Origin of the sequence: Rhizobium sp. YAF28 (genome assembly GCF_052113285.1) — a bacterium.
Classification (GTDB): domain Bacteria; phylum Pseudomonadota; class Alphaproteobacteria; order Rhizobiales; family Rhizobiaceae; genus Rhizobium.
Map to the genome: position 1 here is coordinate 64,294 of NZ_JBFRCX010000012.1, position 13,413 is coordinate 77,706.

The following is a 13,413-nucleotide window of genomic DNA, read 5'->3' on the forward strand; positions in this document are numbered from 1 at the left end:
GAAACGAGACTCCGAATGACCTCTTCCCCTTTCGATCATCCCTTCCTCTCCGGCCTGCTCGGCGACAGTGAAATAGCCTCGTATTTTTCCGCCGCGGCGGATATCCGGGCAATGCTGTCTTTCGAGGCAGCGCTTGCTCGTGCCGAGGCCACACACGGCGTCATTCCGGCTGAAGCCGCACGGGCGGTTGGCCAGACCTGTGCAGGTTTCACCCCCGACACGGAAAGCCTAAAAGCCGCGACCGCCCGAGATGGCGTCGTCATTCCCGATCTGGTTCGGCAGCTTCGGGAAGCAGCAGGGGAAGAGGTTGCAAAGCACGTCCATTTTGGGGCGACCAGCCAAGATGTCATCGACACCAGCCTCATGCTGCGGCTGAAATCTGTGAGCTTCCTCTTTGGCGCACGCCTGCATTCGGTAGTCACGGGACTTGCCGCACTCGAGCGCCAACTCGGCGACAACCGCCTGATGGGCCATACGCGCATGCAGGCCGCGATCCCTATCACCGCTGCCGATCGCATAGCCGCCTGGCGGCTGCCGTTGGAGACCTATCGAGACCGGCTGACGGAGCAGACCTTCCCCGTTCAGTTCGGCGGTGCTGCCGGCACGCTCGAAAAACTCGGACCCGAGGCATCCGCCGTGCGCGCCTCGCTGGCACTGGAACTGGGGCTGACCGACGAGCCGCAGTGGCAGAGCCGGCGGAGCCGCCTTGCCGATCTCGCCAATCTCTACTCATTGATTTCGGGCAGCCTTGGCAAATTCGGACAGGACGTGGCGCTGCTCGCCGAAGCCGGAGGCGAGATCGAGCTTGCGGGCGGCGGCACATCCTCGGCCATGGCCCACAAGCAGAATCCGGTCGCCGCCGAAACATTGGTCGCGCTTGCCCGGTTCAACGCCACGCAGCTTTCAGCGATCCACCACTCGCTCGTCCATGAACAGGAGCGATCGGGCGCCGCCTGGACGCTCGAATGGCTGGTGCTGCCACAGATGGTCATGGCGACTGCCGCGTCATTGCGGCTCGCCACGGAACTCGTTGGTAATATCAAGCGTCTAGGGACGAACTGATCGCCTTTGCACTCAGTCGGTAAAACCGGCTATGCAGGGATGGTGATTTCAGGAGTGATCTCGTGACCTTTCCCCTCTTCGATCTTTCCGGCCGCCGAGCGCTCGTGACAGGCTCCAGCCAGGGCATCGGCCATGCGCTGGCGCTCGGGCTTGCCGAGCACGGGGCCTCAGTCATCATCAACGGGCGCAATGCCCAGAAAGCGGAAGCGGCAGCCAAAGCGATCCGTGAAAACAAAGGCCATGCCGTCAGCGCTGCCTTCGATGTAACCGATGCCGAGGCCTGCCGTTCGGCGATCGACTATATCGAAGCGGAAATCGGCCCGATCGATATTCTCGTCAACAATGCCGGCATGCAGTTTCGCACGCCGCTGGAGGACTTCCCGGTCGAAAAGTGGGACGAACTTTTCCGCACCAACGTTTCCAGCATCTTCTATGTCAGTCAGCCGGTCGCGCGGGCGATGATCGGCCGCGGCCGCGGCAAGATCATCAACATTGCCTCGGTGCAGGCCGAACTCGCCCGCCCAAATATCGCGCCCTATACGGCGACTAAGGGCGCTGTGCGCAATCTCACCCGTGGTATGGCAACGGACTGGGCAAAACACGGTTTGCAGGTCAATGCCATTGCACCCGGCTATTTCAAGACGCCGCTCAACCAGGCGCTTGTCGATGATCCGAAATTTTCCGCATGGCTTGAGGCCCGCACGCCGGCCGGCCGCTGGGGCGATGTCAAGGAGTTGGTGGGTGCGGCTGTCTTCCTGGCATCGGACGCGTCGTCCTTCGTCAATGGTCATATGCTGATGGTCGACGGTGGGATTACGACGTCGCTCTGAGCTTAATCGCCTCCTCCGTCGCCACCGCCATCATCTCCATCAGCGAAATCAAAACTCATTTCGAGTCCGCCCTCGGCTTGGCTACGAACAGAACGCCGTGGAAAACGAAGGCGCGCCCACCAGATAGGGTTCCAAGACGAGAATACGGCAAATGCGACGATCAGGATGGAAACGACCGCGAGGCCTATAAGGATCTCCGTGACTGGAGCCATGTTCACTCCAAAGGTTGCCCAAGGAAATTATCTCAGCAATTTCCGCGAGAAACAAGAACATCTCAATTTTGAGCACGCCTCAATCGACAACCATATTGCCACGTCGCATCAGCCCCATGAAGATCAGCGGCAACAACGTCGTGATACAGATGGCGATGAAGGCCATCGCCATGCCGAGGCCGATCGAGCCCTGTTCGAACTGACGCCAGATAAAAGTTGCGATCGTCTGCATGCCAACAGGTGCGACGACGACGGAAGCAATGAGTTCGCGCGAGGCGAGCGCGAAGACGAGCAGCATGGAAGAGGCAAGGCTCGGGAAAACGAGCGGCAGGAGGATACGGCGGAAGGCAGTCACGCCGTTTGCGCCACAGACGCGGGCTGCAGCTTCGAGATTGTCGCCGATTTGCTGGAATGCCGCCGTCGTGTAGCGCACCGGTTGCGGCAGTAGAATGCAGCAATAGGCGAGCAGCAAGATGAATGCGGTGTTGTAAGGCGTGATAGGCAGGCCCGGCATGTTCCAAGCGAGGATGAGGCCGACGGCCACGACGATACCCGGCAGCGCATTCGGCAGAATGGTCATGACATCGATCGCCATCCGGCCGGACATCTTGGTCTTTACGACTGTGTAGGCAGCAGTCACGCCGATCAGGCCCGTTATCAGCGCCGTGCCGATGCCGAGGGAGAAGCTGTTGATCAGCGCCGTCACGGCGCCAGCGCTATTGCCGAAGACCGCCATGAAATTGTCGAGGCTGACATTGTCGAAGGCGAGGCCGCCGGAGATCGTGCGCGCCAGCGCCGTCGCAAGGATCGCCAGCAGCGGCACGCCGGTCGCGAGAAACGCCACGACGCTGAAGGCGATCATGACGGGTAGCTTCAGCGTGCCAAGCGGGCGCTTGTCCTTTGCCGTCGGTTTGCCGCCGACCGTCTGGTAGGAGCGCCGTGCCAGGATCCAGCGCTGCAAGAGGAAGGTGACGAGCGACATGGCGACCAGCACCAGCGACAGGATCGCTGCACCCGGCAGATCGATCGGCCAGTCGGTGACACGAAGGTCGATGCCGGTGACCAGCACCTGGAAACCGGCGCGGCGACCGAGCGCTGCAGGCGTGCCATATTCCTCGATCGCAGCGGCAAAGACCAGCATGAGGCTCGCCGTGAGGCCAGGCGCAGACAGTGGCAACGTGATACGCCAGAAGGCGCGTGCCGGCGACGCGCCGAAGACGCGGCCGACATCGGCATAACGTGCGCCGACGGCCTCGACCGTGCGCGACACCGCGAAATAGACGACCGGGAAGGTGTTGAAGGCCATGACCAGCGTCATGCCGAAGATCGAAAACAGGAAGGGTGCCAGATTGAAACCGGCAAGCTGCTGCAGATAACCGCGCGGCTGCAGGGTCATGATCCAGCCGAGCGTGGCGATATAAGGCGGGATCATGAAGGGCACGAGCAGCAGCACGTCCCAGACAGGCGCAAAGGGAATTCTGTAGAGGGCCCGGAAGACGCCGAGCGGCACAGCGACGAGCGCCGAAGCAAACACCACGCAAGCGCCGAGCAGGATCGTGTTGCCGCCCATGCGGATCAGCGAACTATCGGCGAGCGTTGTATAGAGAGAGGAGAAAGGGCTTGCAAACGAGCCCTGTCCGAGTTCGGGGAAGATGCCCTGCAGTACCACTGCGATGAAGGGAACGGCAACGACGACAATGAGACCTGCCGTTGCCAGCCAGGCGGCCGGAGCCGTGCCGCCGATGCCGTTTCCTCGCATTGTCTGGACCTTACTTGGCGCCGTAGAGATCGGCGAAGGTCTTCAGCGTTTCCTTACGCTTGCCGTAAACAGCAGCCGTGTCGTATTTCAGAAGCGTCAGGTCGCTGATCAGCGGACGGCTGGCGGCAACGTCGGTGCGCGACGGCATCAGCATTTCGCCGGCAACCAGGGCCTGACCTTCGTCAGAGAGCATGTAGTCGATGAACTTCTTGGCGTCTTCCTGGTTCTTGGACGACTTCATGATCATGGCCGGGCGCGGCGCGATGACGGTACCGGACTTCGGGAACACGACTTCGATGCTCTCCCCCTTCTTCTGGGCAGCGAGAGCAATGTAGTCGACAGCGCCGAATACGACGGCCTTGGCACCCTGCAGAACCGGGTTCAGGGCGTCAGCATTTGCGCCGGCGATGATGGCGCCGTTTGCCTGCAGAGCCTTGAAGAGCTTCCAGTCGTCCTGGCCGCCGAGAGCAGCGGTCAGTTCGAAGGATGAACCGGACTGCGCCGGATCCGGAATATTGACGAGGTCCTTGTATTCCGGCTTCGTCAGGTCGGCCCATTCGGACGGCTTCGGCGTGCCGCTCTTGGAGTTCCAGACGATGCCGAGAGCCGAGATGCCCTGTGCAACGGCGCCCTCGGACTTCAGGAAATCCGGAACCTTGGCTGCGTTCGGGCTCGAATAGATGACGAGCCAGCCGCGCTTGGCAAAGTCGTTGGCCGTATCCCAGGAAGCCGAGATGACGACGTCGACAACGGGGTTTGCGGCTTCGGCTTCGATACGGGCCATGACCTTGCCGGTCGTTGCCTGGAAAACATTGACCTTGACGCCGGTCTGCTTGGTGAAGCCGGCCGACAGCTTGTCGATGAGGCTCTGCGGGCCGGCGGTATAAACGGTGACGTCGGCATGGGCGACACCGGCCATCAGGGCGGCGACGACGACGCCAAAAGTGATGCTCTTCAATGACTTAAACATGTTCCAGTTTCTCCTCTATGGATTGGTGTATTTTCTGCTGAAACCAACGGATTTGCGCTGAGTCGATCGAAAGGCCGACCGTCTCGCCGGCACGCAGCTTGGCGCGGCTCAGAACCTGCAATTCCAAGCCGGGCAGACCGGAGAGCGAAACGCTTGCCAGATGCCCATCGCCGCGGAACTGCGAACGCAGCACGGTGGCGGCTAGTCGATCGGGAGAGGCTTCACCGGCCGAGATGCAGGCGACCGGGATCAGCACGCGAGCGTCGTCGCCGGCAACTCCTTCGGCTTCGGTCAGCACGATGTCGCTGTCCTTGAAGTACCAGGCGCGTCCGCGCCGCGCGATATCGGCGAGGCAGCCAAGCCGCAGGAAGTCGGCAACCTCGGGTGTGGCCGGCCGCTCGATCAGGTCGTCAGGCGAGGCAAGCTGCTCGATAAGGCCGGAGCGCATGACCGCGACCTCATCAGCCAGCGTCAGCGCCTCGCTATGGTCGTGCGTCACATAGATCGCCGTCAGGCAGAGTGTGGAGATGAGCTCGGCGAGCTCGCCCACCATGTTTTCGCGCAGTTCGCGGTCGAGGTTGGAAAGCGGTTCATCGAAAAGGATAAGCTGCGGCTCGGCGACGATGGCGCGCGCAATCGCCACGCGCTGCTGCTGGCCGCCGGAGAGATCGCTTGGCCGCCGGTCGGCATAGGCCGAAAGGCCGACGCGCTCAAGGGCGCGCATCGTCCGGGTATGGCGCTCCGCCTTGCCGACGCCGCGCATTTCAAGCGGAAAGGAGACATTGCCGCCGACCGTTAGATGCGGCCAGAGCGCATAGTCCTGGAAGACCATGCCGAGCCCGCGCCTCTCCGGGGGAACGAAGGCGCCGGTCGTATCATCGGCAACGATGGTGCCGGCAATCGAAACAGCCCCCTTGGTCGGCGCAAGCAGGCCTGCAACCAGCCTAAGAAGCGTGGTTTTGCCGCAGCCCGAAGGGCCGAGCAACGCCAGCGTCTTGCCCTTTTCCAGAGAAAAATCAATGCCTTTGAGGATCTGCGTTCGCCCGTAGCTCAATTCCAGGCCCGCCGCGGCAACGGCAGAGGACGATCGAATTGAGGGGGCGTTCATGGGCAGACCAAATGTCGCTTTAAAGAAAGTATGGCGACATTTAGGCACCCCGGATGACAGCTCTGCGACAGATCTATTTCAGTTTTATGACAATATCTTCTGCAGAAGCGGACGTTGGCGTCTCGTGCCGGGGTCCACCACTAAGACACGCAGCCTTCACGCCGCCGCGCTTTGCCGCTGTCCAACTTCGACGCATTTTTCAGGCCGTTCCGCGGCTTCAGCACCGCCAAAAGCAGGGGATTTGCATTTTCGGTCGCGCGCAACCATTTAAGTCGCATGATCCCGCGGGAAATGTCGCGACCTCGCATACGCCGGAACGTTTACAGAAAACGAACCATACCGGCTTGCATTCTGAGCCAAAAGCCGATTGCTTAGGAAAATCTACTTCTTCTTCGGCTAGCCGTTAGAAGAGTGCGAGGGGATATAGGCAAACCCGTGGAATTCTGCAGCTTCGCATCGGGATCGATGGTGACTACGATGACGAAGCGGGAAAGCTGGTTTGAAGGAAAATGAGTAACGATCTGTTTCAGGTAAAATTTTGGGGCGTTCGGGGAAGCATTCCCGTGTCAGGCCCGGAATTCGACCGATATGGAGGCAACACCTCCTGCATAGAAATTCGCTGCGGCGAGCACCGGATGATCTTCGACGCAGGCTCGGGACTGCGCGAGGCTGGCCTTTCGCTTCTTGCGGATGAGGTCCATGATGTCGACCTCTTCTTCAGTCACTGCCATTACGACCACATCATCGGCCTGCCCTTTTTCAAGGCGATCTACTACCCGTCGATCAACGTCAACATCTGGTCCGGCCATCTGGACGGCAAGATGAGCACGCGCGAGATGGTCGAGCAGTTCATCAGCCCGCCCTGGTTTCCGGTAAAGACCGATATCTGTCAGGCGACGATGAATTTCCGCGATTTCCATGCGGGCCAGACGCTGACCCCGCATGAAGGCGTCGAAATGCAGACATACATGCTGAACCATCCGGGCGGTGCGATCGGTTATCGCATCCACTGGAAGGGCCGCATCGTGGCGCTGATCTACGACATCGAGCACATTCCGGGCACGCATGATCCGGTGGCGCTTGAGATGATGAAGGACGCCGATCTCGTCGTCTACGACTGCACCTATAACGAAGACGAGATGCAGCGCTTCAAGGGTTTCGGCCACTCTACGTGGCAGCACGGCACTGAACTTGCGAAGATGGCAGGCGCAAAGCGCTTCGCCTTGTTCCATCATGCGCCGTCGCGCACCGATGAACAGCTTGCCGTCATGGAAAGCGAGGCGCAGGCCGCCTTTGCCGGTGCCTTTGCCGCCCGCGACAATCAGGTCGTCGACATCTGATCCTTCACCAACGTGCCTGCTGAAACCCATTCCACAGCGGGGTGGCCTGCGGTCGCCTCAAAGAGTTCGGCAAGGAAATCCCAGGCGGCCGCATCATGCACCAGATGATGCCCGAGCACGCCGATCGGCTCGCTGCTGCCCTCGAACCTGTCCTGCAGCTCGGCGACCAGTGCGCCGATCAGGTCTGCCATCGGCCGCCCGCCACGGGTGCCGTGCCAGTCCATAAGGTCGACATGAGAGTTGACGACGGCAAGCGGGCTTTCGCCCTTGACGCGTCCGTAGGTCGAAAGGGATTCGAAGCCGAGCGCCGACAGCTTAGGAATGAGACCCTTGTCGATTCTGTTCCAGGGCGGAACCAGCATCGTCAGAAAGCGTGTCGGGTAGAGATCCTTCAACTTCAGGAAGCCTTCATAGAGCTCGCCGAGAATGGTCTCTTCCAGCCGTGATCCACCGAGTTCCTGTTTCTTGTCGTCAGGTCCGGCATAATTGTGATGCGCCCAGCCGTGAACCGCGACACTGACATGCGCCTCGTCCGCAAGCCGCTGAGCGAGCGGTGCGCCGGTAAGGGCCGGAATGATCGCAAGCGTAATCGGGATGCCGTAGTTTTTCGTCTCGGCGAGCAGTCGCTCCAGCGCCGCCGTCGGCTCGATTGCATCGTCATCCCGCAGCCAGAGCCTTGCCACGCGGCCGGCGTCGCGCCAGCGCTCCAGCTCCCGATACAACGGCTCGAGGATACTGCTATCGATCATATGCTGCTCCTGCATGATTGCGTAGGATCAAATCCAGTTCTTTCGACGCGCCAGCAAGCGAACGCTCGTCGAGGACGAAGCGGCGGGCGGCGGATGCCATGACGTCACGGGGCGCCCGGTCATCCAGCAGTACGGCAATGGCTCGCGCATAGGCTTGCATATCGCCATCAGGCGTCAGTAGCCCGGTCATATCGGCCTCCACCACGGCAGGCACGCCGGCGGTCTTCTGCGCCACGACAGGAAGACCCGCCGCCTGCGCTTCGAGATAGGCAAGTCCATAGGCTTCGCCGCAGCCTGGCCACACATAGATGCCACTCTTCGAAAGCAGTTCGGCTATCTCTTCCGGCTCCCTCTGGCCGAGCCAGTCGATACGACTGGGGGCAAAACCCGCAAACAGCGCCTCCACCTCAGCCCTTAACGGACCGTCGCCAATGATGCCGAGCGTCCAGGGCCGATCCTCGATCATGCGCAGTGCCGCAGCGAGCATCTTGTAGCTCTCCATCTTGTCACCGGCCCGCATCATGGCCACGCTCACCAAGCGTTGCGGATCGGGAGCAGGCGTTACCGTCTCGAAAAACGCTGTGTCGATGAACGGCTTTATTCGGGCAATACGCGCTTCGGGAAAGACGTCTTCCAATCCTTTCCGGTCGCGTTCGGTAAAGGCGATATTGACCGCCGCACAGCGGATCGCCTCGCCCACCGATTTCTGGAGCAAGGCCCACCCCATTCCGTCGCGCTTGCGCGAATAGGAGGCTTCCGCCGTAACGTAGGGAACCGTGAATTCCGCCGCGATCGCGGGTCCGAAGAGATCGGGGGACTTGTAGTAGGGATGATAGCAGAACCAGAGCTCCGGCTTCGGCTCCTCCCACCATTTGCGTCGAAGCCGCTCAAGCTCCTCTTTGGCCCTCGCCAGCGCTTCGGCCGCCGCTTCCGGCGTGCCAGCATGGATGCGGAATTCGGACACAACCTCGACCGAATGCCCGGCCATTTCCAGCGCCCGGATCAACAGCCGCGCCATCAACCGGTCACCTGAGGGCACCGGATGGTGCGGCGACTTCATCGGCGCGTAGAAGGCAATCCGCATCGCGACACTCCGCGTATGACAGTGTGTTTCCAATCGGCGCTCGCGCCGTAAGCGAAAATTTCCGCTATTGTCACTATCCTTGAACGATACAGGCAGACATACCGAAGCGATCGTGATTAGACGAGACGATAATTCCGCCCTTTTTCGTCTTCTCTAGTGCATTTGCGATTTGAGCTTCAAGAACAGGAATTGATGACGACGGTCTGGGCCACAGGGATTTTTTCGGAGCGCACGATCAGGAAGGCCAGGCTCGGTTCCGGCCTTGTGATGTTCGTCTTCATCATCCTGCATATGTCAAACCATGCGTTGGGGCTTGTTTCGCTGACGGCAGCCGACGATGCGCGCCGGCTGTTTCTGGTGATCTGGCGCAATCCGCTGGGCACACTGCTCTTCTACGGCTCGGTCCTCGTCCACATGACGCTCGTGCTGCGTGGGCTCTATATGCGTCGCAGCCTCGTCATGCCGAAGAACGAAATGGCACAGATCGTTCTCGGCCTTCTGATTCCTCTGCTGCTCATCGACCATGTCATCGGCACACGCATCGTCCATGCGCTCTACAGCTATACCGATAATTATGAGACGATCGTTCGCACGCTCTGGATCAACTCGCCGAAGGACGGCGTACGCCAGACTTTCGCCCTGCTTGCCGTCTGGATCCACGGCTGTATCGGCATACATTTCTGGCTGCGCTATCGGCCGTGGTACGACAATTCCTCATCGCTGCTTCTGGCCATCGCCATCCTCCTGCCCGTGCTGGCGATGCTCGGTTTCGTCGAGATGGGCCGCACGCTGTCCGATCCCTCTTATATCGAGGCCGAATCCGGACATTACCTGGAAACGATCAATACCCGCTATTACAACGATCCTAAGGCGCGCGAGAAAATCGCGACGATCCGCGCCGGGCTCTACGGCAGCTTCTCCGCAGCGCTTGCCCTCGTCATCCTGGCACGGGCGCGCCGCAGACTGAAAGAGCGGGCGAACCAGGTCGCAGTTCACTATCCCGGCGGCGAGACCGTGCGCGTGCCACGCGGCTTCACAGTGCTGGAGGCAAGCAGGCTTGGCGGCCTGCCACATTATTCGGTCTGCGGCGGCAAGGGTCAGTGTTCCACCTGCCGCGTGCAGATCCTCGGCGATTATTGGACCCTGCCGCCGCCCGACAAGCTGGAACAGACGACTCTGAAGCGCATCAATGCGGCACCCGACGTACGCCTCGCCTGTCAGCTCCGCCCGGATAGGGACTTGACCGTCGCGCCGCTGCTTGTGCCGCAGACAGAGGCTGCCCTTCCCGCCAACAGCCAGGAAACCAGCCCCGGTCGCGAACGCGAGATCGCCGTGCTCTTCTGCGACATGCGCCATTTCACGACGCTGACCGAAACCCGCCTGCCCTTCGACGTCGTCTTCCTGCTCAACCGCTATTTCGGGATCGTCGGCAAGGCGGTGGAACAGGCCGGCGGACGGCTCGACAAATTCATCGGCGACGGCGCCATGGCACTCTTCGGCCTCAACACCACGCCTGAGGAAGCCTGCCGGCAGGCGGTAGCTGCCGCGACCGCGATTGTTGCCGAGGTGGAAAAGCTTGCCGCCGAACTTTCCGACGAACTGCCTTTGCCGCTGCAGATCGTTATCGGTATCCACACCGGCCCGGCAGTCGTCGGCACGATGGGCTATGGGCGGGTACGCAGCCTGACGGCCGTCGGCGATACAGTCAATGTCGCAAGCCGCCTGGAGACGGCGGCCAAGGAGCTTAACGCTGCGATCGTCATTTCCGAGCCGGTCGCGATAGGCGCCGGCATTGATCTGGAAACGGTCGAAAGCTGCGAAATCAATGTGCGTGGCCGGGCGCTCCCCTTGAAAGTCTACGTCATTCCGAGAGAGAAAGCCGCCGAACCGCTCAAGGAAAGACAATAATGTCCGGCCATGCATGGCTTACTGGCAAATATTGGAAGCGCCGTCTGCGTAAGGCGCGCAATGCGCTGGCCACACGTTTCTTTGACACCCGCCCCGGCCGCCGGCTGCTGATCGAGAATATCGGGCCACGTGTCACCTCCATGACGATCGATGCCGGCGATCATCTGATGAGTTTTTCACCTACCGACTATATCGGCCGCAAGGTCTTCCGGAAGGGCCATTTCGAGCGCGAGGCAGTCGACCGGCTGCTCGTGATCCTGCGCCAGCGCGGTCTTCTGAAGAAGGGCAGCATGCTGCTGGAGATCGGCGGCAATATCGGCACACAGACAGTCTATTTTGCGCTCGCCCGCGCATTTGCCGGGATCATCAGCGTCGAGCCAGATCCGCGCAATTTCCGCCTTCTGGAACAAAATATCCGCCAGAACGGTCTTATCGACACGGTGCGCCTCGTCAACTGCGCCGCGGGCGAAGGTGAAGGCGAGATCGACTTTTTTTTGAACAGCGCCAATCACGGCAAGAGCAGCGCCATCCGCCAGAGCGCCAGCGACCGGAAGATCAGTGTTCCGGTGCGGTCCGTGACCGGCATCCTCGACGAGCTCGGCATCGACCAGACTGCCATCGGACTCGTCTGGATGGATATCGAGGGTTACGAGCCGGTTGCCTGCCGCTCGATGCTACCGTTGCTTGCCCGCCGCGCGCCTCTCTATATGGAATTCACGCCGCTCTTTTACGGCCAGGAGGGCACAAAGGCCTTCATTCGCACGCTCGCAGGCTTCTACGAGGATTGCCTCGTGGTCTTCGAGGACGGCGAGAAGGAGATGAAAGTCCGTGATCTGCCGGGCGGATTCGATCAGTATGACGTGCTGTTCCTGCCTTAGACCGAAGCAGAGCTATCGGGTGGGCTGTATCGCCAGCGATTGATGGCAATGCACACCGGCGAGGACGCCTGAGGCGGAAGCGAGCGTGGCGTTATGCATGGCGCTTGCCGCATCGCCGGCTGCAAAGACACCCTTGACGGAGGTTTCCTTGTTATCGCCGGTCCGGATGAGCGGGCCGAACGGACCGTCGTCGAAGACACAGCCGAGTTGTTCGGCAACCGGGCTTGCCATTGCCGTTTTCGGAGCGACGAACACAGCGTCCAGCCGCACGACCCGGCCATCGCCGAGGCGAACGGCCTCAAGCCTGGGAGTGTCGCCCAATAATTCCACGACAGGGCTGCGCTCGATCCGTACACCGCGAGCGGTCAGCCCTGCGAGTTGCCCTTCATCCGGCTCGAACAGCGCTTGGGTGAAATAGGTTGTCTCTCCCCAGTCGGGAATTAGCATGGCCGCATGTGCCGAATGCGGATGGTTTGCGAGAACGCCGAGCTTACCACCGCTCACCTCATAACCGTGGCAATAGGGGCAGTGCAGCACGGAGCGCCCCCATCGGTCCCGCAGCCCGGGGATTTCAGGCAGCGTGTCGCTTATGCCGGTTGCCAGGACGATGCGCGCTGCCCTTTCTTCGTCACCACCCGTGATGCCGATGACGAATTCGTCGCCATCGGCACGCGCCTGAACAACCTCCCCGTCGCGAATGGTGACGGTCGGATAAAGCGAAAGCTGCCGCTTTCCCTCCCGCATGATCGCTGTCGGTGTCTGGCCGTCCTGGCCCAGGAAGCCATGTGACGCCTGCGAAAACCGATTGCGCGGCGCGCCTGCATCGACAAGCAGAACGCGACGGCGCGCCCGGGCAAGCTGCATGGCCGCGGACAAGCCGGCGAAATTTCCGCCGATGACGATGACCTCGAATGACATGAAACCCTCTTTGACGCTGGCCCAATCACGAAGCAACATAAGTTACATGAAACAGCACGGTCAAGCATCATGTTACTTGTCTTGTTACGATCCACTTGTGATAATGACCCCATTCGACCGACGGGAATAGAATCTTATGCGCAATGACAGCCGCCTTTCACGCATGCTGCACGTGCTGATCCACATGGATCGGCACGAGCATTCGGCGACCTCCGAAATGATTGCAAAGATGCTGAACACCAATCCCGTCGTCGTCCGCCGCACCATGGCCGGCCTTCGCGAACAGGGCTATGTCCGTTCCGAAAAGGGGCATGGCGGGGGTTGGACGCTGGTGCGTCCGTTGTCGGAAATCACCCTGCTCGATGTCTACCACGCCATAGGCGAGCCGCATCTTTTCGCCATCGGCCCAGCCGACGATCAACCGAAATGCCTTGTGGAACAGGCCGTGAATGCCGCTATCGAGGATGCGATGAAGGAGGCACAGGCCCTGCTCCTGCGGCGATTGGGCAGCGTGACGCTGGACAAAATCGCGGCCGACTTCGAGGCAAAATTTGCCGCGCTTTCGGCTACATCCTATTCCTGCGCCTCATAAGCC

At 60.8% G+C, this 13,413-nt stretch carries 12 protein-coding genes; 6 read left to right on the top strand and 6 right to left on the bottom strand.

Annotation, left to right across the window (positions count from 1 at the left end; genetic code table 11):
* Positions 1-15 precede the first annotated feature (15 nt).
* Both AB4Z13_RS25315 and AB4Z13_RS25320 read left to right on the top strand, forming a co-directional pair.
* Entirely contained in the window at positions 16-1,062 is a 1,047-nt protein-coding gene (locus AB4Z13_RS25315; protein WP_442207096.1) for a 3-carboxy-cis,cis-muconate cycloisomerase, read from the top strand.
* A gap of 62 nt (positions 1,063-1,124) precedes the next feature.
* Entirely contained in the window at positions 1,125-1,892 is a 768-nt protein-coding gene (locus AB4Z13_RS25320) for an SDR family oxidoreductase (RefSeq protein ID WP_310382440.1), read from the top strand.
* A 291-nt stretch (positions 1,893-2,183) separates the two neighbouring features.
* On the opposite strand, the gene AB4Z13_RS25325 is transcribed toward AB4Z13_RS25320, so the two are convergent.
* Genes AB4Z13_RS25325 through AB4Z13_RS25335 form a run of 3 tightly spaced genes read right to left on the bottom strand, consistent with a single transcriptional unit; the run spans position 2,184 to position 5,941 of the window.
* On the bottom strand, positions 2,184-3,863 hold the full coding sequence (locus AB4Z13_RS25325) for an ABC transporter permease (protein ID WP_442207097.1): 1,680 nt from the start codon (positions 3,861-3,863) through the stop codon (positions 2,184-2,186).
* A 10-nt stretch (positions 3,864-3,873) separates the two neighbouring features.
* The gene (locus AB4Z13_RS25330; RefSeq protein WP_442207098.1) at positions 3,874-4,833 is read right to left on the bottom strand and encodes an ABC transporter substrate-binding protein; all 960 of its coding nucleotides are present in this window, start codon (positions 4,831-4,833) and stop codon (positions 3,874-3,876) included.
* Entirely contained in the window at positions 4,826-5,941 is a 1,116-nt protein-coding gene (locus AB4Z13_RS25335) for an ABC transporter ATP-binding protein (protein ID WP_442207099.1), read from the bottom strand. The genes AB4Z13_RS25330 and AB4Z13_RS25335 overlap by 8 nt, the downstream gene beginning before the upstream one ends.
* Before the next feature lie 509 nt (positions 5,942-6,450).
* Here AB4Z13_RS25335 and AB4Z13_RS25340 point away from each other — a divergent pair.
* On the top strand, positions 6,451-7,281 hold the full coding sequence (locus AB4Z13_RS25340; protein ID WP_113323673.1) for an MBL fold metallo-hydrolase: 831 nt from the start codon (positions 6,451-6,453) through the stop codon (positions 7,279-7,281).
* Here the strand turns inward: AB4Z13_RS25340 and AB4Z13_RS25345 are convergent.
* The gene (locus tag AB4Z13_RS25345; RefSeq protein WP_113323672.1) at positions 7,263-8,030 is read right to left on the bottom strand and encodes a polysaccharide deacetylase family protein; all 768 of its coding nucleotides are present in this window, start codon (positions 8,028-8,030) and stop codon (positions 7,263-7,265) included. The two genes, AB4Z13_RS25340 and AB4Z13_RS25345, sit on opposite strands and share 19 nt — an antisense overlap.
* Positions 8,020-9,114: a glycosyltransferase family 4 protein gene (locus tag AB4Z13_RS25350; protein WP_442207100.1), complete on the bottom strand. Its 1,095-nt coding sequence runs from the start codon at positions 9,112-9,114 to the stop codon at positions 8,020-8,022. The genes AB4Z13_RS25345 and AB4Z13_RS25350 overlap by 11 nt, the downstream gene beginning before the upstream one ends.
* Positions 9,115-9,306: 192 nt before the next feature.
* On the opposite strand from AB4Z13_RS25350, the gene AB4Z13_RS25355 reads away from it, so the two are divergent.
* Entirely contained in the window at positions 9,307-11,022 is a 1,716-nt protein-coding gene (locus AB4Z13_RS25355; protein WP_442207101.1) for an adenylate/guanylate cyclase domain-containing protein, read from the top strand.
* On the top strand, positions 11,022-11,900 hold the full coding sequence (locus tag AB4Z13_RS25360) for an FkbM family methyltransferase (protein WP_113323669.1): 879 nt from the start codon (positions 11,022-11,024) through the stop codon (positions 11,898-11,900). The genes AB4Z13_RS25355 and AB4Z13_RS25360 overlap by 1 nt, the downstream gene beginning before the upstream one ends.
* Positions 11,901-11,912: 12 nt before the next feature.
* Here the strand turns inward: AB4Z13_RS25360 and AB4Z13_RS25365 are convergent, their stop codons facing one another.
* A complete protein-coding gene (locus tag AB4Z13_RS25365) occupies positions 11,913-12,818 on the bottom strand; it encodes an NAD(P)/FAD-dependent oxidoreductase (protein WP_113323737.1) in 906 nt (301 codons plus the stop codon).
* 136 nt (positions 12,819-12,954) lie between these two features.
* Here AB4Z13_RS25365 and AB4Z13_RS25370 point away from each other — a divergent pair, with 136 nt between their 5' ends.
* Positions 12,955-13,410: an Rrf2 family transcriptional regulator gene (locus tag AB4Z13_RS25370; RefSeq protein WP_442207102.1), complete on the top strand. Its 456-nt coding sequence runs from the start codon at positions 12,955-12,957 to the stop codon at positions 13,408-13,410.
* Positions 13,411-13,413: the final 3 nt, after the last annotated feature.

Coding starts and splice junctions, on each gene's coding strand:
- AB4Z13_RS25350 (WP_442207100.1), bottom strand. CDS start 9,114: ATGCGGATTGCCTTCTACGCGCCGATGAAGTCGCCGCACCATCCGGTG.
- AB4Z13_RS25340 (WP_113323673.1), top strand. CDS start 6,451: ATGAGTAACGATCTGTTTCAGGTAAAATTTTGGGGCGTTCGGGGAAGC.
- AB4Z13_RS25360 (WP_113323669.1), top strand. CDS start 11,022: ATGTCCGGCCATGCATGGCTTACTGGCAAATATTGGAAGCGCCGTCTG.
- AB4Z13_RS25345 (WP_113323672.1), bottom strand. CDS start 8,030: ATGATCGATAGCAGTATCCTCGAGCCGTTGTATCGGGAGCTGGAGCGC.
- AB4Z13_RS25355 (WP_442207101.1), top strand. CDS start 9,307: ATGACGACGGTCTGGGCCACAGGGATTTTTTCGGAGCGCACGATCAGG.
- AB4Z13_RS25370 (WP_442207102.1), top strand. CDS start 12,955: ATGCGCAATGACAGCCGCCTTTCACGCATGCTGCACGTGCTGATCCAC.
- AB4Z13_RS25335 (WP_442207099.1), bottom strand. CDS start 5,941: ATGAACGCCCCCTCAATTCGATCGTCCTCTGCCGTTGCCGCGGCGGGC.
- AB4Z13_RS25325 (WP_442207097.1), bottom strand. CDS start 3,863: ATGCGAGGAAACGGCATCGGCGGCACGGCTCCGGCCGCCTGGCTGGCA.
- AB4Z13_RS25365 (WP_113323737.1), bottom strand. CDS start 12,818: ATGTCATTCGAGGTCATCGTCATCGGCGGAAATTTCGCCGGCTTGTCC.
- AB4Z13_RS25315 (WP_442207096.1), top strand. CDS start 16: ATGACCTCTTCCCCTTTCGATCATCCCTTCCTCTCCGGCCTGCTCGGC.
- AB4Z13_RS25330 (WP_442207098.1), bottom strand. CDS start 4,833: ATGTTTAAGTCATTGAAGAGCATCACTTTTGGCGTCGTCGTCGCCGCC.